Source organism: Gordonia sp. (in: high G+C Gram-positive bacteria) (assembly GCF_047600385.1).
Taxonomy (GTDB): Bacteria; Actinomycetota; Actinomycetes; order Mycobacteriales; family Mycobacteriaceae; genus Gordonia.
On sequence record NZ_JASGKZ010000001.1, the window covers coordinates 2,631,140 to 2,651,783 of the forward strand.

17 protein-coding genes are annotated in these 20,644 nt (G+C 67.5%); 15 read left to right on the forward strand and 2 right to left on the reverse strand.

The window, feature by feature from the left end:
• The first annotated feature begins 78 nt into the window (after positions 1 to 78).
• From lspA to QM809_RS11965, 15 genes are all read left to right on the forward strand, one after another.
• Positions 79 to 702 carry a signal peptidase II gene (gene lspA / locus QM809_RS11895; protein ID WP_415045997.1) on the forward strand — a complete coding sequence of 208 codons (624 nt, stop codon included), beginning with the start codon at positions 79 to 81 and terminating at the stop codon, positions 700 to 702.
• On the forward strand, positions 695 to 1,621 hold the full coding sequence (locus tag QM809_RS11900; RefSeq protein WP_415045998.1) for an RluA family pseudouridine synthase: 927 nt from the start codon (positions 695 to 697) through the stop codon (positions 1,619 to 1,621). The genes lspA and QM809_RS11900 overlap by 8 nt, the downstream gene beginning before the upstream one ends.
• Positions 1,622 to 1,775: 154 nt before the next feature.
• Complete coding sequence (gene dnaE / locus QM809_RS11905; protein ID WP_415045999.1) at positions 1,776 to 5,315, forward strand: DNA polymerase III subunit alpha; 3,540 nt, start codon at positions 1,776 to 1,778, stop codon at positions 5,313 to 5,315.
• 8 nt (positions 5,316 to 5,323) lie between these two features.
• A complete protein-coding gene (locus QM809_RS11910) occupies positions 5,324 to 5,995 on the forward strand; it encodes an IMPACT family protein (protein WP_415046000.1) in 672 nt (223 codons plus the stop codon).
• Between the two features lie 141 nt (positions 5,996 to 6,136).
• Positions 6,137 to 6,445 (forward strand): hypothetical protein, encoded by a 309-nt coding sequence (locus QM809_RS11915; protein ID WP_415046001.1) that lies wholly within the window; start codon positions 6,137 to 6,139, stop codon positions 6,443 to 6,445.
• A gap of 65 nt (positions 6,446 to 6,510) precedes the next feature.
• Complete coding sequence (gene ilvA, locus QM809_RS11920) at positions 6,511 to 7,797, forward strand: threonine ammonia-lyase IlvA (RefSeq protein WP_415046002.1); 1,287 nt, start codon at positions 6,511 to 6,513, stop codon at positions 7,795 to 7,797.
• Positions 7,798 to 8,241: 444 nt separating this feature from the next.
• Positions 8,242 to 9,015: an MlaE family ABC transporter permease gene (locus QM809_RS11925; RefSeq protein WP_415047070.1), complete on the forward strand. Its 774-nt coding sequence runs from the start codon at positions 8,242 to 8,244 to the stop codon at positions 9,013 to 9,015.
• 1 nt (position 9,016) lies between these two features.
• A complete protein-coding gene (locus QM809_RS11930; RefSeq protein WP_415046003.1) occupies positions 9,017 to 9,883 on the forward strand; it encodes an MlaE family ABC transporter permease in 867 nt (288 codons plus the stop codon).
• A gap of 6 nt (positions 9,884 to 9,889) precedes the next feature.
• The gene (locus QM809_RS11935; protein ID WP_415046004.1) at positions 9,890 to 11,212 is read left to right on the forward strand and encodes an MlaD family protein; all 1,323 of its coding nucleotides are present in this window, start codon (positions 9,890 to 9,892) and stop codon (positions 11,210 to 11,212) included.
• On the forward strand, positions 11,209 to 12,246 hold the full coding sequence (locus tag QM809_RS11940) for an MCE family protein (protein ID WP_415046005.1): 1,038 nt from the start codon (positions 11,209 to 11,211) through the stop codon (positions 12,244 to 12,246). Before QM809_RS11935 ends, QM809_RS11940 begins: the two co-directional genes overlap by 4 nt.
• Entirely contained in the window at positions 12,243 to 13,223 is a 981-nt protein-coding gene (locus QM809_RS11945; RefSeq protein ID WP_415046006.1) for an MCE family protein, read from the forward strand. Before QM809_RS11940 ends, QM809_RS11945 begins: the two co-directional genes overlap by 4 nt.
• Positions 13,217 to 14,329 (forward strand): MCE family protein, encoded by a 1,113-nt coding sequence (locus QM809_RS11950; RefSeq protein WP_415046007.1) that lies wholly within the window; start codon positions 13,217 to 13,219, stop codon positions 14,327 to 14,329. The genes QM809_RS11945 and QM809_RS11950 overlap by 7 nt, the downstream gene beginning before the upstream one ends.
• On the forward strand, positions 14,326 to 15,450 hold the full coding sequence (locus tag QM809_RS11955) for an MlaD family protein (protein WP_415046008.1): 1,125 nt from the start codon (positions 14,326 to 14,328) through the stop codon (positions 15,448 to 15,450). Before QM809_RS11950 ends, QM809_RS11955 begins: the two co-directional genes overlap by 4 nt.
• A 28-nt stretch (positions 15,451 to 15,478) precedes the next feature.
• Positions 15,479 to 16,606, forward strand: a complete 1,128-nt coding sequence (locus QM809_RS11960; protein WP_415046009.1) for an MlaD family protein — start codon at positions 15,479 to 15,481, stop codon at positions 16,604 to 16,606.
• 102 nt (positions 16,607 to 16,708) lie between these two features.
• Positions 16,709 to 17,551 (forward strand): hypothetical protein, encoded by an 843-nt coding sequence (locus tag QM809_RS11965; RefSeq protein ID WP_415046010.1) that lies wholly within the window; start codon positions 16,709 to 16,711, stop codon positions 17,549 to 17,551.
• Between the two features lie 105 nt (positions 17,552 to 17,656).
• On the opposite strand, the gene treY is transcribed toward QM809_RS11965, so the two are convergent.
• Both treY and QM809_RS11975 read right to left on the reverse strand, forming a co-directional pair.
• The gene (gene treY, locus QM809_RS11970) at positions 17,657 to 20,005 is read right to left on the reverse strand and encodes a malto-oligosyltrehalose synthase (RefSeq protein ID WP_415046011.1); all 2,349 of its coding nucleotides are present in this window, start codon (positions 20,003 to 20,005) and stop codon (positions 17,657 to 17,659) included.
• 55 nt (positions 20,006 to 20,060) lie between these two features.
• A complete protein-coding gene (locus QM809_RS11975) occupies positions 20,061 to 20,633 on the reverse strand; it encodes a TetR family transcriptional regulator (RefSeq protein WP_415046012.1) in 573 nt (190 codons plus the stop codon).
• Between the last annotated feature and the right edge of the window lie 11 nt (positions 20,634 to 20,644).

Genomic DNA, 20,644 nt, shown 5'->3' on the forward strand with positions numbered 1-20,644 from the left:
CCACAGTAATAGAGCCCTCTCCGGCCTCCGAGCGGGCCGGGTGGCCGTCACGCGGGGTGATTGTGGAGAATCGACGGCATGAACGACGTCGCACCGCTCGGTGCCTCCGGCGCGGACGCCGCCGACGAGCCTCCGCGTTCGCGCAGCCCGCTCGTCAGCCTGGCCGCGCTCGCCGTGGTGGTCTACACCGCCGATCTGCTGACCAAGACGCTCGCCGTCCGCCACCTCGATCCTTCGTCGCCGGTGGAGATCGTCGGCGACGTCGTGACCCTGAGTCTGGTGCGCAACAGCGGCGCCGCGTTCTCGATGGCGACCGGCTACACCTGGATCCTGACGATCATCGCGCTGGCCGTGGTGGTCGCCATCATCCGGTTCAGCAGCAGGCTGCGGTCGCTGTGCTGGGCCGTCGGCCTGGGGCTGGTGCTGGGCGGGGCGCTGGGGAACCTGACCGATCGTTTCTTCCGCGAACCCGGACCGCTGCGCGGCCACGTGGTCGATTTCATCTCCGTCGGCTGGTGGCCGGTGTTCAACGTCGCCGACTCCGCCGTGGTCTGCGGGGCGATCCTGCTGGTGGCCCTCACGCTCCTCGGCTTCGACTACGACGGCACCCGCTCCGGCTGGGCGGCACGGAACGACGAGGACCCCGCCGTCGCCGACGGCGAGGCCGGAACCACTGCTCCCGAGGAGGACCGCGATGCGTGAGTCACGAGCGATGCCGGTGCCCGACGGGCTCGACGGCATGCGGATCGACGCCGGGCTGGCCCGCCTGCTCGGACTCTCCCGCACGGTGGCCGCCGGATTGGCCGACGCCGGGGACGTGACGGTCGACGGCACGACGGTCGGGAAGTCGCACAAGCTGCGCGCCGGGAGCTGGCTGGACGTGACCCTGCCCGCGCCGGAGCAGCCGTTGCGGGTGGAGCCCACACCGGTGGAGGACCTGACGGTGCTCTATCACGATTCGGACATCATCGTCGTCGACAAGCCGCCGGGGGTGGCCGCGCATCCGTCACAGGGCTGGACCGGCCCCACGGTGGTCGGGGCGCTCGCGGCCGCCGGTTTCCGGATCTCCACATCGGGGGCGGCCGAACGGCAGGGCATCGTCTCGCGCCTGGACGTCGGCACGTCCGGAGTGATGGTGCTGGCCGCCTCCGAGCACGCGTACACCATGCTCAAACGCGCGTTCAAGTACCGCACGGTCGACAAGGTCTACCACGCGGTGGTGCAGGGGCACCTGGATCCGCCGGTGGGCACGATCGACGCCCCGATCGGTCGCCATCCCGGCTCGGACTGGCGGTTCGCCGTCACCTCCAAGGGCAAGGAGTCGGTGACCCACTACGAGACCGTGGAGATGTTCGCCGCGGCCAGCCTGCTCGACATCGACCTGGAGACCGGGCGCACCCACCAGATCCGCGTGCACTTCTCGGCGCTGCACCACCCCTGCGTGGGCGATCCGACCTACGGGGCCGATCCGAAGCTCGCCGCCCGCCTCGGCCTGGACCGGCAGTGGCTGCACGCGCGGCAGCTCGCGTTCGCCCACCCCGCGGACGGACGGCGGGTGGAGTTCACCGCGCCCTATCCGGCGGATCTGCAGCACGCGCTGGACGTCCTCCGCGAACCCTGATCTCGACTCCGCCCGAGCGCCGAAGAAGGGACGTCTCGATCGGGGCGGAGATCTCGATCGGCGAGGGACGCGGAGTGAACCTGTCGGAGGGGCGGCCTAGAGTGGAGCGGTACCTCGAGCACGAGGCCTCGACCCCGCACGACAGGAGCACCGAGTGACCGGTTCGTTCGTTCACCTGCACAATCACACCGAGTACTCGATGCTCGACGGTGCGGCGAAGGTGTCTCCGCTGTTCGCCGAGGCCAAACGGCTCGGGATGAACGCCATCGGCATGACCGACCACGGCAACATGTTCGGCGCCAGCGAGTTCTACAACACCGCGAGGAAGCACGACATCAAGCCGATCATCGGCATCGAGGCGTACATCGCGCCCGAGTCGCGCTTCAACACCAAGCGCGTGCTGTGGGGCACCCGGGACCAGAAGGGCGACGACGTCTCCGGTTCGGGCGCCTACACCCACATGACGATGGTCGCCGAGAACGCCACCGGCCTGCGGAACCTGTTCCGGCTCTCGTCGCTGGCGTCGATCGAGGGCCAGCTCGGCAAGTGGTCGCGCATGGACGCCGAGATCATCGCCGAGCACGCCGAGGGCATCATCGCCACCACCGGCTGCCCGTCCGGCGAGGTGCAGACCCGTCTGCGTCTCGGGCACGACGCCGAGGCGCTCGAAGCGGCCGCCAAATGGCAGGACATCTTCGGCCGGGACAACTTCTATCTCGAGCTCATGGAGCACGGCCTGGAGATCGAGAACCGGGTGCGCGACGGACTCCTGGAGGTGGGGCGCAAACTCGGGATCAAACCCCTGGCCACCAACGACTGCCACTATGTGACGCGCGATCACGCCTCCGCGCACGAGGCGCTGCTGTGCGTCCAGACCGGCAAGACCCTCTCGGATCCGACGCGCTTCAAGTTCGACGGCGACGGCTACTACCTCAAGTCCGCGGAGGAGATGCGGACGCTGTGGGACGACGTGGTGCCCGGCGCCTGCGACTCCACCCTGGAGATCGGGGAGCGCGTCCAGTCGTACGAGGAGGTGTTCACCCACCGCGACCGGATGCCGATCTTCCCGGTGCCCGAGGGATACACCCAGGAGACCTGGCTCGAACGCGAGGTGATCGAGGGCCTCAAACGGCGTTTCGAGGGCGACCCGGTGCCCGACGAGTACCGGACGCGCGCCGACTACGAGCTCCAGGTGATCAACCAGATGGGCTTCCCCGCCTACTTCCTGGTGGTCGGCGACCTGATCGCGCACGCGCTGGAGGTCGGGATCCGGGTGGGTCCGGGCCGTGGCAGCGCGGCCGGTTCGCTGGTCGCTTGGGCGCTGGGCATCACCAACATCGACCCGATCCCGCACGGCCTGCTGTTCGAGCGGTTCCTCAACCCCGAGCGCGTGTCGATGCCCGACATCGACATCGACTTCGACGATCGCCGACGCGGTGAGATGGTCCGCTACGCGTCGGAGAAGTGGGGCAACGACAAGGTCGCCCAGGTGATCACCTTCGGCACCATCAAGACCAAGGCCGCGATCAAGGACTCCGCGCGCGTCCAGTTCGGCCAGCCGGGTTTCGCCATCGCCGACCGGATCACCAAGGCGCTGCCGCCGCCCATCGCCGCGAAGGACATCTCGGTCGCCGGCATCACCGACCCGGGCAACGAGCGGTACAGCGAGGCCGCCGAGGTCCGCACGCTCATCGAGACCGACCCCGAGGTCAAGAAGATCTACGACACCGCGCTCGGGCTGGAGGGCCTGATCCGCAACGCGGGCGTGCACGCCTGCGCGGTGATCATGTCGTCCGAGCCGCTGACCAATGCGATCCCGGTGTGGAAGCGTGCGCAGGACGGTGCGATCATCACCGGCTGGGACTATCCGTCGTGCGAGGCCATCGGCCTGCTGAAGATGGACTTCCTGGGTCTGCGCAACCTCACCGTCATCGGTGACGCGCTGGACAACATCAAGGCCAACCGCGGCGAGGACCTGAACCTCGACAAGCTGCCGCTGGAAGACCCCAAGACGTACGAGCTGCTGGCGCGCGGCGACACCCTCGGCGTGTTCCAGCTCGACGGCGCGGGCATGCGCGAACTGCTGAAGATGATGCAGCCGACCGGCTTCGAGGACATCGTCGCCGTGCTCGCCCTGTACCGGCCGGGTCCGATGGACGTCGGTGCGCACCATTCGTATGCGCGCCGTAAGAACGGGATCGAGGAGATCAAACCGATCCATCCGGAGTTGGAGGAGCCGCTCAAGGAGATCCTCGCCGAGACCTACGGCCTGATCGTCTATCAGGAGCAGATCATGGCGATCGCGCGGAAGGTCGCCGGGTACTCGCTCGGTGAAGCAGATCTGCTGCGCCGCGCGATGGGCAAGAAGAAGAAGGAGATCCTCGACGAGGCCTACGGGGGCTTCGCCGAGGGGATGAAGAAGAACGGCTTCTCCCAGGCCGCGATCACCGCGCTGTGGGACACGGTGCTGCCCTTCGCCGGGTACGCGTTCAACAAGTCGCACGCCGCGGGTTACGGTCTGGTCTCGTTCTGGACCGCGTACCTCAAGGCGAACTACCCGGCCGAGTACATGGCCGGTCTGCTCACCTCCGTCGGCGACGACAAGGACAAGTCGGCGATCTATCTGGCGGACTGCCGCAAGATGGGCATCACGGTGCTCCCGCCCGACGTGAACGCCTCGCGCGCCGACTTCGCCGCCGTCGGCGACGACATCCGGTTCGGACTCGCCGCGATCCGCAACGTCGGTGCGGGCGTGGTGGCGTCGATCATCGCCTCCCGCGAGGCGAAGGGCGCGTTCACCGGCTTCTCGGACTACCTGTCCAAGATCGACGTGACGGCCTGTAATAAGAAGGTCACCGAATCGCTGGTGAAGGCCGGCGCGTTCGACTCGCTCGACCATCCGCGCAAGGGCCTGTTCCTGGTGCACGCCGATGCGGTCGACTCGGTGCTGGGCGCCAAGAAGGCCGAGGCGATGGGCCAGTTCGACCTCTTCGGCGACATGGGCGGGGGCGACGAATCGCTCAGCGAGGTGTTCGCCGTCAAGGTGCCCGACGAGGAGTGGGAGTCCAAGCACAAGCTGGCGCTGGAACGCGACATGCTCGGTCTCTACGTCTCCGGCCACCCGCTGGCCGGGGTGGAGCACGCCCTCGCCGCGCAGACCGACACCTCGATCACCCAGCTGCTGGAGGACCAGGTCAAGGACGGCGCCCAGATCACCATCGGCGGCATCATCTCGTCGGTGACCCGGCGGGTCAACAAGAAGGGCGAGCCCTGGGCCGCGGTGACCGTCGAAGACATGGTCGGCGGCGTGGAGGTCTACTTCTTCCCGCGCGCCTACGTGGTCTACGGCATGGATCTGACGGTGGACAACATCGTCCTGGTCAAGGCGCGGGTCAACAAGCGCGACGATTCGATGATGATCAGCGCCAACGACCTCGCCGTGCCCGACCTCTCCGCCGTCGGCACCACGCGGCCGCTCAGCCTCACGCTCCAGGCGCGCGCCTGCACGCCGTCGACGGTGGCCTCGCTCAAGCAGGTGCTGCAGCGGCACTCCGGCACGTCCGACGTCCACGTGACCCTGGTCAGCGAGAAGAAGCAGACCCGGCTGCAACTGGCCGACGCGCTGCGGGTGGCGCCGTCGTCGGCCCTGATGGGCGACCTCAAGGCGCTCCTGGGCCCCGGCTGCCTCAGCTGAGAAACCCGATGGTCGAATCCGGGCCGGTCGTCGGCGGTGGCGATGCACGCGGCAGTGGCTCGGCGACGTTCGTCCTGGACGCGGACTGCGGCGAACTCGTCGAGACCGTGACGATCCGCAGGTCGAGGTTCGTCGCCACCCTCGCTCCGGTGGCATCCGAGCAGGAGCTGGCCGCACTGCTCGACGCCGTGCGCGATCCGGCGGCGAACCACGCCTGCTGGGGCGCGGTGATCGGAAACGGTCCGCAGCAGATCGCGCGGTGCAGCGACGACGGCGAGCCCTCGGGAACCTCGGGTCCGCCGATCCTCGCCGCGCTGACCAGTCGCGCGGTGGTGAACGCCGCGATCGTCGTCGTGCGGTACTTCGGCGGCATCAAACTCGGTGCCGGAGGACTGGTGCGCGCGTACGGCGGCGCCGCCGCGAGCGTCCTGGACCGTGCACCGCTGCGCCGGGCGGAACCGGTCAGCCTGATCCGCCTGCGTCTCCCGGTCGGGGACGCCGGTCGCGTCGAGAAGGCGCTGTACGCGGCCGGCGAGGTGGGCGCGGTGGATTACGGGCCCGCGTACGCGGAGTACACCGTGCAGGTGTCCGGAGACGGGGAGGCGGCGTTCGTCGACCGCCTGATGTCGCTCACCTCCGGTGCCGCCGAGATCGTCGAGGTGGCACACCGGCTGGCGTGAGATCCGGATCGACCGGTGCCGTCGCATCCGGGTTCGCGGGGGTCTGGCGGGGGTGCACGGAACGAGTATGCGTCGGGCGGATGCCGAACAATGTTTTCGGCGACCCGAATCTTTCTCATCGGGTCGTGCTACAGTCAAGTCATGACCACCCTCCATCACGCCTACGGCGCACCCGTGACGCGGGTACGGCCGCCCGTTCCCACGCGTTCGGTGTTCGGTGTCGAGTGGCCGCTCTACAAGCTGCACGCGCTGGCCGCGGCGGCGCTGGCGGTCGCCGTGGTCGTGATCGCCGGCGGTTCGGGTGTCACGGCCATGTGGGTCAGTGCCGTTGTGCTGCTCGGTATCTGGTGGGGTGAATCCCGGTGCGTCGTGCGCGACTTCCGGTCGTTCCGGTGGGACGATGGGGGGCGTGACCACCACGCCTCCCGCGAACAGCACGACCGCCACTGACGCCACCGTCGTCCCCGGACTGAGTCCGGCGAGTATCGAATGCCGCCGCCGAGCGGCTCGACGGCGTGGTCGCCCGCACCCCGCTGGAAGCGTGCCCGCGTCTCTCCGAGGCCACCGGCGCGCAGGTGTACCTCAAGCGGGAGGACCAGCAGACGGTTCGTTCGTACAAGATCCGCGGCGCCTACAACGTCATGGCGCAGCTGACTCCGGAGGAGCTCGCCGCCGGCGTCGTCGCCGCGAGCGCGGGAAACCACGCGCAGGGCGTCGCGTACGCGTGCCGCACCATGAAGGTGAAGGGGCGCATCTACGTCCCGACCACCACGCCCAAGCAGAAGCGCGACCGCATCTCCTGGCACGGCAAGGACTACGTCGAACTGCTCGCCGTCGGCGACACCTACGACGCCGCCGCGTCCGCCGCGCAGACCGACGTGATCCGCACGGGCGCCAGCTGGATCCACGCGTTCGACGATCCGCGCACCGCCTCCGGTCAGGGCACCATCGGCAAGGAGATCGTCGCCCAGCTCGGCGACGATCCGGACGTGGTGATCCTCCCGGTCGGCGGGGGAGGGTGTCTGGCGGGCATCGTCACCTATCTGCGGGCGGTGTGCCCGAATGCCGCGATCGTGGGCGTGGAGCCCGCCGGGGCCGTCTCGATGGCCGCGGCGCTCGTGGCGGGCGAGCCGTACACCCTGCCCGAGATCGACCCCTTCGTCGACGGCGCCGCCGTGAAGCGGATCGGCGGGCTGGGGCACCGGGTGATGGCCGCCGCCGGCGCCCGCGTCGTCGACCATCCCGTCCTGGCGTCGGTCACCGAGACCCCTCGGGTGCCGGTGATCGCCCGCGAGGCGATCGATCTGGCCCCGGGAAGCGTCGTCGTCACACACGTCGACGAGGGCGCGATCTGCTCGACCATGCTCGAGCTCTATCAGAACGAGGGGATCATCGCCGAGCCCGCGGGCGCGCTCGCGGCGACGGCACTGGCCGAACTGGACCTGCCCGCCGGAGCGAAGGTCGTCGCCCTGGTCTCCGGCGGCAACAACGACGTCTCCCGGTACGGCGAGATCATCGAGCGGTCACTGGTCCATCGCGGACTCAAGCACTACTTCCTGGTGAACTTCCCGCAGGAGCCGGGTGCGCTGCGCCGTTTCCTCGACGAGGTGCTGGGCCCCGACGACGACATCACCCTCTTCGAGTACGTCAAGCGGAACAACCGGGAGACCGGCGCCGCGCTCGTCGGGGTGGAGCTCGGTGCGCGTGAGGCCTTCGATGCGCTTCTGGACAGGATGGCGCACTCGCGGCTCGACGTCGAACGCCTGGAACCGGGTACTCCGGCCTATGAATATCTGACCTAAGACCCGGGAAACTCTCACCCACGGGCCGGAAACTCTCACCCAAGGGTTGAGAGTTAGGGTGACCAAAGTTCAGGGTGCTCCGGCGCGTCGGCGAGAACGTCGTCACTCCATGGTGTAATCGCACTTACTACTGTTCAGTAGGTTACGGGCGGCTCCGACGGCTCCGACGGGGGCGGCCGAAGCGGCGTGCCGCACGCCGCACAATCGCTGAGAAACGTGAGGCCAGGCACATAGCTCGTTCTCAGCTATGTATATTCCTACCCACGGGTCGGCGCTTTCGGCAGATCCGCCAATCGGGTTGTGGCCACAATCGGTAGCCGCAGCCCCCGTGACTGATGTGAAGGCAGGGGAGTGAGCACAGACACTGTCGATGCCGGCGCACCACAGACGCGGAGCCGCCGACGTTTTTCGGATACCGGCCCCGGTAAGTGGTGGCGAGAGCACATCACCAAGTCGTTCGAGACCTTCGGACGACAACTGGCGATGTTCGTTGAGGTATTCAAGGTCCTGGTGACCGACTTGGCCAAGGGCCGGTTCCCGTTCGCGGAGTTCGTCCGCCAGTGCGGATTCATGACGTCGACGTCGGTGTTCCCGACGCTCCTCGTCTCGATCCCGATCGGCGTGATCGTCTCCGTCCAGGTGTCCAACGTGGCCGGGCAGATCGGTGCGACGTCGTTCGCCGGCGCCGCGACCGGTCTGGGCATCATCCGACAGGGCGCACCGCTGGTCACCGCGCTCATCATGGCGGGCGCGATCGGTTCGGCCATCGCGGCCGACCTCGGTTCGCGCACCATCCGTGAAGAGATCGACGCCATGAAGGTGATGGGCGTGAACCCGGTGGAGCGGCTGATCTCGCCGCGCCTGCTGGCCACCATGGTCGTCAGCTTCCTGCTCTGCGGTTTCGTCTGCTTCGTCGGCTTCATCACCGGATATCTGTTCAACGTGTACCTGCAGGGCGGCACGTCCGGCACCTACACGTCCACCTTCGCGTCGTTCGCCGGTGTGCCCGACCTGATCTTCGCCCTGGTGAAGGCCGTGCTCTTCGGCGTCATCGTGGCCATCGTCGCCTGCGACCGCGGTCTGACCACCAGCGGCGGTCCGTCCGGTGTGGCCAACTCGGTGAACGCCGCGGTGGTCAACTCGGTGATCCTGCTGTTCACCGTCAACGTGGCGATGACCCAGCTGTTCGCGCTCGTCGTCCCAGCGAAGGTGGTGTGATGTGACTGCATCCCGGTATGTGTCCCCGGTTCTCAAACCTCTCGAGAGCCTCAAGAAACTGTGGGACGTCCCGCGTGACGGACTGATCTCGATCGGCCACTTCATCACCTTCCTGGTGAAGTCCATCGGTCTGGCCCCGATCACCTTCCGCCACTACCAGAAGGAAGTCTGGCGTCTCCTCGCCGACGTCGCCTGGGGCAACGGTGCGATCGTCGTCGGCGGCGGCACCGTGGGCGTCATGGTGATCCTCGGCATCATGGGCGGCCTCACGGTCGGCATCGAGGGCTACACGGCCCTGAACCTGCTCGGCATGACTCCGCTGTCCGGCGCCCTGTCGGCCTTCGCGACCACGCGTGAGATCGCGCCGCTGCTCGCCGCGACCGGCTTCGCCGCACAGTCCGGCTGCCGCTTCACCGCGCAGCTGGGTTCCATGCGGATCTGTGAGGAGATCGACGCCCTCGAGGCGATCGCCATCCGGCCGCTGCCGTACCTGGTGACCACCCGCATGGCCGCCGCGGTGCTGTCGATCATCCCGATGTACGCCATCGCGCTGGCCGCGAACTACATCGCGGCGCAGGTGATCTTCCAGATCCGCAGTGGTCAGGGTGCCGGAACGTACCTCCACTACTTCCATCAGTTCATGCTGTCGTCCGACGTGATCTTCTCGTTCATCAAGGTCACCGTCTTCGTGCTGCTGACCACCTTCATCCAGTGTTACTACGGCTACTTCGCCTCGGGCGGACCGGAGGGCGTCGGTATCGCCGCCGGTCACGCCATCCGTATGGCGATCATCGCGATCGTCTTTGCCAGCCTGATCATGACGCTGGTGTTCTGGGGCACCACGTCGGGAATCAAGATTTCGGGGTAACAAGACATGGTTCGTGTAGATACAGGCGGGCGCGACCCGTCAGCGAGTACATACCTGTGGCGCGGTGTCGCCACCATGGTGGTGGTGGCCGTCGTCGGTGCGCTGCTGTTCATGCGGTACGAGGGCAAGTTCGACTCCGTCGTCGAGGTCAAGGCCAAGATGACTGACGTCGGTGACGGCCTGATCCCGGGCTCGGACGTCCGGTACAACGGCTTCATCGTCGGCGTCGTCGACAGCGTCGAGTCGGTGAACTCCGGTCAGAGCGGTCCGAACAAGCACGTGCACATCAAGCTCCAGACCGATCAGGCCCGCGGCATCCCGCGCAACACCACCGCGCGGACCGTGCCGGCGAACCTGTTCGGCGTCAACTCGGTCGAGTTGATCACCCCGGAGAACCCGGCGGCCAACCGGTTGGACGACGGGATGGAGATCCCCGCGGACACCAGCGCCGACACCATCCGGCTGCAGGATGCGCAGAACGACCTCCAGGAGCTGCTCGACGCGGTGCCCGCCGAGGACCTCGGCATGGTGCTGGGCACGCTCGCCGAGGCGTTCCGCGGCGGCGGTGCGACGTTCAAGACCTTCCTCCCGGTTCTGGACACCTACTTCAAGGAGATCAACGCGCAGTTCCCGGCGGGTGCGCCTTCGGGTTTCGACAACTTCAACAGGGCCGTCACCGGCATCTCCAAGTCGGCTCCGGAGCTGCTCGATGCGCTGGGCCGCAGTGTGAAGCCGGCCATGACGGTGGTCGAGAACGAGCGCAACCTGACCGCGCTGCTGTCGGCGGGTCAGGGCGTGCTCGATCAGACCCAGTCGCTGTTCGCCAAGAACGGCAACGCGGGCATCGAGATCGTCGGCGACCTCAACCGCACGATCGGCGCCGTGATGAGCGACCCCTCCGCGATGCCGCAGGCGGTCCGTGAGCTGTACGTCCTCGCCGGACGGGTGCTCACCATCTTCAGCGGCACCAACGGCAAGATCCAGCTCAACCTGGGCATCAGCTTCACGCCGCTGGTCCAGTACACCCAGCAGAACTGCCCGGTGTACGACGGTGGCGAGTACGGCCAGCTGCGTGGTCCGGGCTGTGTGGGCGCGGGGACCGGAACCGGGCCGACGATGTCGGGACCGCTGCCGATCCATCCGAGCACGGGCACCGGCACGGGCGCCCAGGGACGCAAGATCGAGTCCGCGGGTGTCACGACCAAGAAGGATTCGAAGACCCTCGGTCGGGCCCTGGGCCGCAAGCCCTCGGCCGCCGACCAGTTCATGCTCGGACCGCTGGTCTCGGGTGTGCGTCCGGTCTCGAACGACAAGGGAGGAGACAAGTGAGCCAACCGGTCGCCAGTATTCGGAAGCCGCTCATCGGCTTCACCGCGTTCACCCTGGTCGCGTTGTTCATGACCTATCTGATCTGGTCGACCCTCGGGCGCACGCTCGACGGCGACGCCAGTGACTACCGGGTGTCGTTCAACGACGCGTCGGGTCTGGCCGTCGGCGACGACGTGCGCATGGCCGGCGTTCGCGTCGGACGTGTCGAGTCGATCGACCTCAAGGACGGCAAGGCCCAGGTCGGTTTCGACGTGGTCAACGATCAGAAGGTCTACGAGAACACCCAGGGCGCGATCCGCTATCAGAACCTGATCGGTCAGCGTTACCTGCAGCTCACGATCTACGGCGAGGAGCGGGGCAAGCAGCTCTCCAAGGGCAGCGAGCTCAAGCTCGACGGCCTGGACTCGTTCGACGTCTCCCGGCTGCTCGCCGGCTTCCAGCCGGTGTTCGAGACCCTGTCGCCGGATCAGGTCAACGATCTGACGATCAGCCTGATCAACACCTTCCAGGAGGGTGACACCGTCTCGCTGACCAACACGGTCCGCCAGATCGGCAAGGTGGCCGGCGACATGGCCGACCGCGACCAGGTGCTCGGCACGATCATCAACAACCTGGCCGTGGTGATGCGCGAACTCGCGCAGCAGGGCGACCAGGTGGAGGCGCTGATCGACAACACCGCCAAGCTCGTCGAGGGACTCAACCAGAACTCGGCGACGTTCGGTCGGTCGATCCAGCTGATCGGTCGTACCGCGGACGGCTTCAGCAACGTCCTCGCCAAGAGCGAGCAGTCGCTGCAGACCGCGGGCCTGAAGGCGCGCAGCGCCACCTCGAAGCTGATCAACATCGGTGGCTCGCTCGATCGTGCCGCCGTGACGCTTCCGGAGTTCCTGGTCCATCTGCCGATGGTGATGAGCCAGGGCACCTACCTGAACATCTACGCTTGTGAACTCGACATCTCCTTCGGAGGCGTCTTCCTTCCGCCCGGGCTGCTGACTCAGATCGGTGGCAAACAACACTCGGTGGTGTGCCGATGACGAAGATCTTCTCCAACAATCGCCTGCTCTGGTACGGCCTGCTCGGCACCGTCGTGATCGTGGCGATCCTGGCCGGTGTGGTGGGCTGGAGCTCACTGGGCATCGGCAAGACCAACTACACGGCGTACTTCACCAACGCCGGCGGCATCCGTCCCGGTGACAAGGTCCGTGTCGCGGGCATCAACGTCGGCGAGGTCAGCGCCACCGAGTTGGCGGGTACTCGCGTCAAGGTCGAGGTGCGCGTCGACAAGGACGTGAAGGTGACCGACAACGGCACGGCGACCATCAAGCTGTCGACCCTGCTGGGTCAGCGCTTCGTGGCCGTCGACCTCGGCAACGGGAACAATCGGGCCAAGGACTCGATCATCCCGAACACCGAGGTGCCCTACGACCTCCAGAAGACCCTGGAGGCCGGCGTCCCGATCATCGCCGACATCGACAACGAGCAGCTCGCCGACAGCCTCAAGGGGCTCAACCGGCAGCTCTCCGGGGTGCCGGAGATCGCCGAGCCCACGCTCGACGCGCTGACCGACATGTCCGCGGTGGTCAACAACCGCGCCGATCAGATCAACCAGCTGATCAAGGACACGCAGACCGTCAGCGATCAGGTGTCCGACAGCCAGAAGGAGCTGTCGATCATCGTCGGTCAGGGCGCTCAGCTCGCCGGCAAGATCCAGGCGCGCGAGGCGATGGTGACCCGGCTGCTGGACGGGCTCGCCGAGCTCATGACGCAGACCGAGAAGGTCGCCGAACAGAATCAAGGCCAGTTCGCCCCTCTGATGGCGAACCTCAATACGATCAGTCAGGGTCTGGAGAAGAACCGGGACAACCTGCGGAAGCTGCTCGACGTGCTTCCCGTCACGGCTCGTGCGGTCAGCAACCTCATGGGTGACGGACCGTACGCGAACTCCTACCTCCCGTGGGGCATCTTCCCGGACAACTGGCTCTGCATGGCAAGGGTGGTGGACGGATGCTGACGCGTAATGATCGCTGGCGCCGCGTAATGGCCGCCACCGTGGTGAGCACGGTGGTCGCTCTCGGACTCACCGGCTGCAGCCTGGTGCCGGCGAGCTGGAAGACGGCGTCGGGGTCGTGGGAGACGTACACGGCGTACTTCGACAGCGCCGCGGGCCTGTACGAGGGCAACGACGTCGCGGTTCTCGGGATGCCGGTCGGTCGAGTGACCAAGGTCACTCCGACCGGGACCACCGTCAAGGTGGAGCTGGCCGTCGACAAGAACATCGCGGTCCCCAAGGAGGCGACCGCGGCGATCGTCAACACCTCGATCATCACGACTCGCCACATCGAGCTCTCGCCGGTCTACAGCAAGGGCCCGAAGCTCGAGCCGGGCGGGACGTTGGCCAAGACCGCCTCGCCGGTCGAGATCGGCACTCTGCTCGATTCGCTCGATTCGCTGGTCGACAACCTCGGCGGCGACGAGAAGAGCGGTGAGAAGCCGATCGCGGACCTGGTCGACATCGCCTCGGGTGTGGCGGACGGCAACGGAGAGCGGCTCCGCGACGCGCTCGCCGGCCTGGAGAAGGCCGCGCGAGTGGGTTCGAAGGAGGCCGACGGACTCGCCGACATCATCAAGACGATCACCGAGCTCTCGAACACGCTGGTGGCGAACTACCCCAAGATGCTGGCCTTCTCGAACTCGGTGACCCAGGTCGGCGAGATGCTCGGGGAGCAGAGCGTCGGCCTGGAGGAGACGCTGGCGAACGTGAACACCACGCTGAAGAACACCGAGGCGTTCCTGTCGGGCAACTCGGGCAACATCGCGTCGTCGACGTCGAGACTCGCCGCCCTGGCCGCGAACCTCTCGGACTACTCGCGCGAGGTGGTCGACTCGATCAACATGGCGCCGCTGCTGTTCCAGAACCTCGCGAACTCGGTCTCCTCCGAGCAGCGAGCCTGGCGGGCCCGCGTCCTGCTGGACAAGTCGCTGGTCGACAACGAGATGCTGGCCAAGTTCTGTGAGGCCATCAACCTGCAGAAGAACGGCTGCCGCACGGGACAGCTGAAGGATTTCGGCCCGGACCTCGGCGCGGTCTCGGCGATGTTGGAGCTGAGCAAGCGATGAACCGGATGAAGAAGATCACGATGGGCGCCGTGGCCGCGGTGACCTCCGTCAGCCTCACCGCATGCGGTGCGCTGCCGGGCATCACCGTGGAGCAGATCCCGCTGCCGTCTCCGGGCGGCCTCGGCGACACGATCCAGATCTCGGGAAGGTTCGACAACGCGCTGAACCTGCCCATGCAGGCGAAGGTCCGCCTCGGCGGCATCGACGTCGGCGAGGTCACCGACATCGTCGCCGAGAACTACCAGGCGGTCGTCACCATGAACATCTCCGAGACCATCAAGGTCCCGGTGGGTACCGGTGCCGAGCTGCGTCAGGCGACGCCGCTGGGCGACGTGTTCGTGGCACTGGACATGCCGACGTCGACCGATCACGGCTTCATGAAGGACGGTGACAACCTGACCGGCACCACCGGTGCGGCCGCCACCGTCGAGGACATGCTCGTCGCGATCACCGCGCAGGTGGACTCCGGATCGATCTCGTCGCTGCAGACCCTGTTCACCGAGTTGAGCACCGCGATCTCGGGTGAGGGCAAGTACAAGGAGCTGCAGGGCACCATCAACGGTTTCACCCAGGCGATCGAGAAGTTCAACAAGAACTCGAGCGAGGTGGACCGGGCGATGGCGAACACCGCCAAGCTCACCGGTCAGCTCGCCAAGGGCCGCGATCAGATCGCCGCCGCGGTGAACAAGCTGCCGCCGGCCATCGCGACGATCAACGACGACCTCGGTCTCATCGTGGACACGTTGTCGAAGTCGAACCAGGTGACCCAGGCGACGAACGACTTCCTCAACAAGCGTGAGGACACGTTGATCGATCTGATCGGCAACCTGGCGACGACGATGTCCACGCTGGACGAGACGGCGCCGCAGCTGCAGCCGCTGGTCCAGCGACTGCTCGAGCTGACGCCGAAGTGGAAGAAGAGCACGTTGGGCAGTGCGGCGACGGTCAACGCCCGCCTGTGGTACCTGACTCCGGGCGTCGAGACGTTCCCGGGGATCAGCTCCGACTCGGCGTCGCGCTGGCCCGAACTGGACAAGGATCTGCCGAACACGGTGGACAGCCTGCGGCAGACGCTGGAAGCGATCAATTCGCGGCTGACCGGACGAAACGGGGCGAACTAGCATGGATTTTCTGCGTAAGCACTCGAACATGCTCGGTAACGTCGCGCTGGTCCTGGTCATGCTCGTGGGCCTGGCCTATCTGGCTCTGGCGGCGCTGAACCTGCGTCCCTGGCAGAGCCGCTACGAGGTGACGGTCAAGTTCCCGATCTCGGGCGGTCTGCAGGACACCTCCAAGGTGGCTCTGCGCGGCGTGGAGATCGGTGAGGTCGACAAGATCCAGGTGACGCCGAAGACCGTCGACGTGACCATGCTCCTGCAGTCGAAGTACAAGATCAACAAGAACTCCAAGTTCTACGCGCTGGGTCTGTCGGCCGCCGGTGAGCAGTACGTCGACATCGTGCCCGAGACCAACGACGGCCCCTTCCTCAAGGACAAGGACGTGGTCCAGCCGGCGCAGACCGAGGTCACGGTGCCGTTCCCGAAGCTGCTGGAATCGGGTCTGGACCTGATCGGTCAGGTCGATGCGGAGAAGCTGAGCGATGCGCTCGGCGAGTTGACGGTGGCGCTGAACAGCGACAAGCCGAACGAGCTGAAGTCGATCTTCAATTCGTCGGGCACGATCTTCGCGAAGCTCTACAAGGTGCTGCCGGAGACCACCAACATGATCCAGAACATCGGCACCATTCTGGAGACCTCGGCGAACGTGCAGCCGGATCTGGGACGACTGATCGACGGCGGCTCGGACCTGATCAACGCCGCGGTCAAGTCGGACAAGGAACTGCGTACCCTGCTGGGTACCGGCCCGGGGCAGGTCACCAGCCTGACCGGTTCGCTGGACACGATCACCGACCCGGTGAGCGATGCCCTCGGACAGTTCCTGGACGTCGCCGAGCAGGGTGCGCTGCGCGCGCCGACGCTCGCGGTGCTGCTGCCGTCGATCCGTGACGGTTCGGCCCAGGCGCAGAAGATGTTCCACGACAACGCCTGGTGGGCGATGGCCTCGCTGTGGATCCGGCCGTACTGCGAGTACCCGGTCACCTCGACGCGGCCCACGCAGATCCTCGAGTCCTCGGTCCCGAAGAATCTGTACTGCACCACGAACGATCCGAAGCAGCAGATCCGCGGTTCGGTGAACGCTCCGCGACCGAAGGGCGACGATACCGCCAAGCCGCCCGCCGGATTCGATCCGAACAGCCGCACCGTGCCGCTGAAGTAGGCTCGACGCCGCAAGCGAAACCGCCAGTGCCACTGCCGGCCGGGGCCTCTGCTCCGGTCGGCAGTGGCGCGGTGGCCCCACGACAACGATGATGAAGGACCTATGAGCTCCGACTCGACTTCACGAGACCAGGAAGAGCCGACGGCCGACGCGCAGTCGGCCGATGCGGTCACCGAGAACGACACCGACGCGGTGGACGTCGACGCGACGGAGGAGGTGTCGACGGCGAAGGCCGCCGACCCGAAGCCCGCCGCGAAGAAGACGTCGGCCAAGAAGCCGGCCGCGAAGGGGAACGCGGCGAAGAAGCCCGCCGCCGCGAAGGCCTCGGCCGAGAAGGACGATTCGGCATCCGCGGCGAAGCGATCCGGTGAGTTCACCGTCACCACCGCGATGCTGGTGCGGGCGGGTGTGGCTCTCCTGGCGGTGGCGGCGGTCGTCGTCGTCGGTCTGCTGAGCTGGCAGTACTTCGCGAAGTCTCGGCAGCTCTCGGCCTTCGAGGAGTCGAAGTCGGCGTCGTCGCACTATGTGAAGACCTACTTCGAGACCATGATGAAGCCGGGCGCCTCCGAGAAGGAGATCAAGGACGTCATGCTTCCGCTGAGCACCGGGGAGGCGCGCGAACGGCTCGACCAGGAGGCCAAGTCCAGTGTCGAGCTGGTGAAGCAGGCGAAGATGGCCAACGTCAAGGTGGACATCGGCATCGTGACGGTGGAGTCCTTCTCGTCGTCGAAGGCGACCACGGTCCTGACCGGAGAGCTGGAGGGCACCAGCGCCGTCGCACCCGAGGGCGGCAAGGACATGCTGCTGTTCGAACTGCACCTGGAGAAGAAGGACGGCGAGTGGCTCGTCGGCCAGATGACCCCGGTGCAGGGTGTCTCGGCGGCGACGAGCGGACAGCAGTCGGGGTCGCCGCAGCTGACCCAGGCGCCTCAGCCGACCGGCTAGCCCGCCGGCCGCACGCCGTACGGAAGAAGTGACGAGGGCCGGACCGACGCGATGTCGGTCCGGCCCCCGTCGTTCGCGGGATCAGTCGTTCGCCGGATCAGTCGTTCACCGGCTGCTTCCGTCCTCGTCGTCGAGACGTTCGAGGATGCCGACGGACCGTTCGCCGAGGAGACGGTCGGCACGGGTCCGACCGCAGTGGACGACCTCGGTGCGGATGTCGCGCCAGCGGCCGTCCGGCAGATTCACCTCGGCCTCCTCGCGGTCGAGACCGGGGCGGAAGGTCTGGGTCATGCGGATGGCGACGACGACGACGTCCGGTGCGGCGCCGCGGCGGCCGCGGGCGAAGGCGATGACGTGGCGTGCGCGTGCTCCACGAGCCGTCACCTCGTGGTATTCGCCGTCGCGCCCGAACGCTGCGGCATGGCGCCTCCGGACGGCGAGGGCCTCGGCGGTCAGCACGAACTTCGGGTGATCGAGGGGGCGCCGATAGTCCACCGGCCTGCGGTTGTCCGGATCGGTGAGGGAGTCGTCCCACCACTGCGACCCCTGGTAGACGTCGGCGACACCCGGGCCGAGGAGGGCGACCGCGGTCCGGGCGAGTCCCTCGTCGCGGCCGGCGGGGGCGATGAGCGCCACGAACTCGGAGATGATGGCGGCGGGGACGCCGGTGAGCAGACCGGCCAGCCACTCCTGCGTCTCGCGTTCGGCATCCTCGTTGTGCCGGGCCCACGAGGTGATCAGCGCCGCGTCGCGCATCGCTTTCGCCGTGTAGGTCGAGAGCCGGGCGTGGAGTTCGGCGTCGGGCAGCCCCGATTCGGGCCAGATGCCGACGACGTTCTGGAGCAGCAGGTAGGCGGTGCGCTGGTGGGGCGGCGGGCACAGCTCCCAGATCCGGTGCACGAGGAGGTTCCAGCGCTGGGGGACCTGCGCGATGATCGCGATGCGGGCCCGGACGTCGCCGCTGCGTTTGGTGTCGTGGGTGGAGGAGGCGGTGAGGGCCCGCGGCCACTCCTGCGCCCGCAGCCGATTGCGCTCGTGGAACACCGGTCGGCTCACGGACGGTTCGCGGGGGTTGCAGCCGACCTCCTGGGTGGAGACCAGCCGTGCGGTGCGGTGGAATCCGATGTCCTCGATGGCCTTGGCGCTCACCACCGCGCAGAGTTCGCTGACCCGGAACACCGCGTCCGGGTACTCGTCGGCGGCGAGGAAGACCTCGGCGAGGGAATCGAAGCCGGCCCCGGCGCTGGGGGCGTGGGCGCGGGCGTCCTCGATGATGTCCAGGACCCGAGGCAGCAGCGACGGATAGTCGGGACGACTGAGATACGACCAGATCACGAAGGTCGCGACGGCCTGTTCCACCGTGTACAGCGGGATCGACGGCGTCGCCTCGGAGACCGCGGCGCTGGCCCAGCGCAGCCGGGTGGTGAACTTGCTGCGCAGCGTCTCCTCGCGCACCTTCCGGGCGAGCTGGACGAGTTGGTCGCCGTCGCCGTGCACGCCGGTGATCCAGCGGTAGATCTCGTCGAGTTCGATGATCCCGGGGGCGGCGGTGAAGACCGACTCGATCAGCTGGAGCTGGTCGTATCCGGTGGTGCCGTCGGCCGGCATCGCCGGATCCAGCTGCTCGCCGATCACCAGCCCCTTCTCGACGTAGAGCAGGCGTTCGGGACCGATCAGCGCGCGCAGCCGTTCGACGTAGCCGATCGGATCGCGCAGCCCGTCGAGATGGTCGACGCGGACTCCGTCGAGCAGATCCTCGGCGACCATCTCACGGAGCCAGCGGTGGGTCGCCTCGAACACCTCGGGGTCCTCCACCCGGAGGCAGGCGAGTTCGCTGACGTCGAGGAAACGCCGGTACGAGAGGGGACCGCCGGCGGCGGAGACCAGGCGGTAGTGCTGGCGGTCGTGCACCTCGAGCGGATCGTCGCCGGGGGCGGCGGTGCCCGGAGCCGTCGGGAGCACCCATTCGTGCAGGCGGAGGTTGTCGTCGTCGAGCCGGAGTTCGTCGAGGTCGTCGGCGGCGCCGAGGTAGGGCAGGGTGATGAGCCGCCGACCGTCGTCGACCGTCACGGGATGCATGTCGAAGTACTCGGCGTACGGCGAGTCCATGCCGTGGCGGAGGACGTCGGTCCACCACGGATTGGCCAGGGGCGCGGCGACGCCGACGTGATTCGGGACGATGTCGACGATGATCCCGATGCCGACGGCCTGCGCATGCGCCCGCAGCAGGCGGTACCCGTCCAGGCCGCCGAGTTCGGGGGAGATCCGCGGCGGCGGCGCCCAGTCGTATCCGTGCGTCGATCCGGGCATGGCGGCGAGGATCGGCGAGAGATAGAGGTGTGAGATCCCGAGTTCGATCAGGTGATCGAGGATCCCGACCACTTCGGCGAACGCGAAGTCCGGTGTCAGCTGGACTCGATAGGTCGCGATCGGCTCGATCGGCGTGGTGCTCACCGGGAGATTCTATCGCTCCCGATGCCGCCGACCCCGGGTCCGTGTGCTTTCGGCGTCAGGGCGCTCCGACGTCGTGTGCCCGGCGCGCGGCGCGGGCACCGTCGAGGATCACCTCGAGCGCCTCGGTGAACTCGGCCTCGAAATCACGGCCCGACGGCCCGATCACCCCGAGGCGTTCCATCTGCGAGCGCGTCTGCTCCTCGATGGTGAGGCCGATGGTCAGCTGACAGATCCCGGTGGCGACCCCGCGGGCGGCGGCGGGGGAGAGACCGCCGTCGAGCGCACGGGCGGAGAGGCGTCCGGCGAGGTCGTTCTCGGCGAGCCCGGAGGCCCAGGCCGACGAGACCACTTCGGCGCTGTCGGGGACGGCGAGCAGCGCCGCCCTCATGCCGACGGCCGTCGCGCGCAGACCGTCGTCCCAGGACAGATCCGCGGCCGTGTCGACGTCGGCGAGGAGGTCGTCGGCCAGGGCGGCGAGCATCGACTGCTTGTTGGGGAAGTGCCAGTACAGGGCGTTGGGCCGGACGCCGACCTCGGTGGCCAGTCGCCGCATGGTCAGGTCGGCGAGGCTGTGATCGGACAGGATCGCCCGCGCCGCGTGCAGGATGTCCGCCCGAGTGTTGCCCACGCGCACACCCT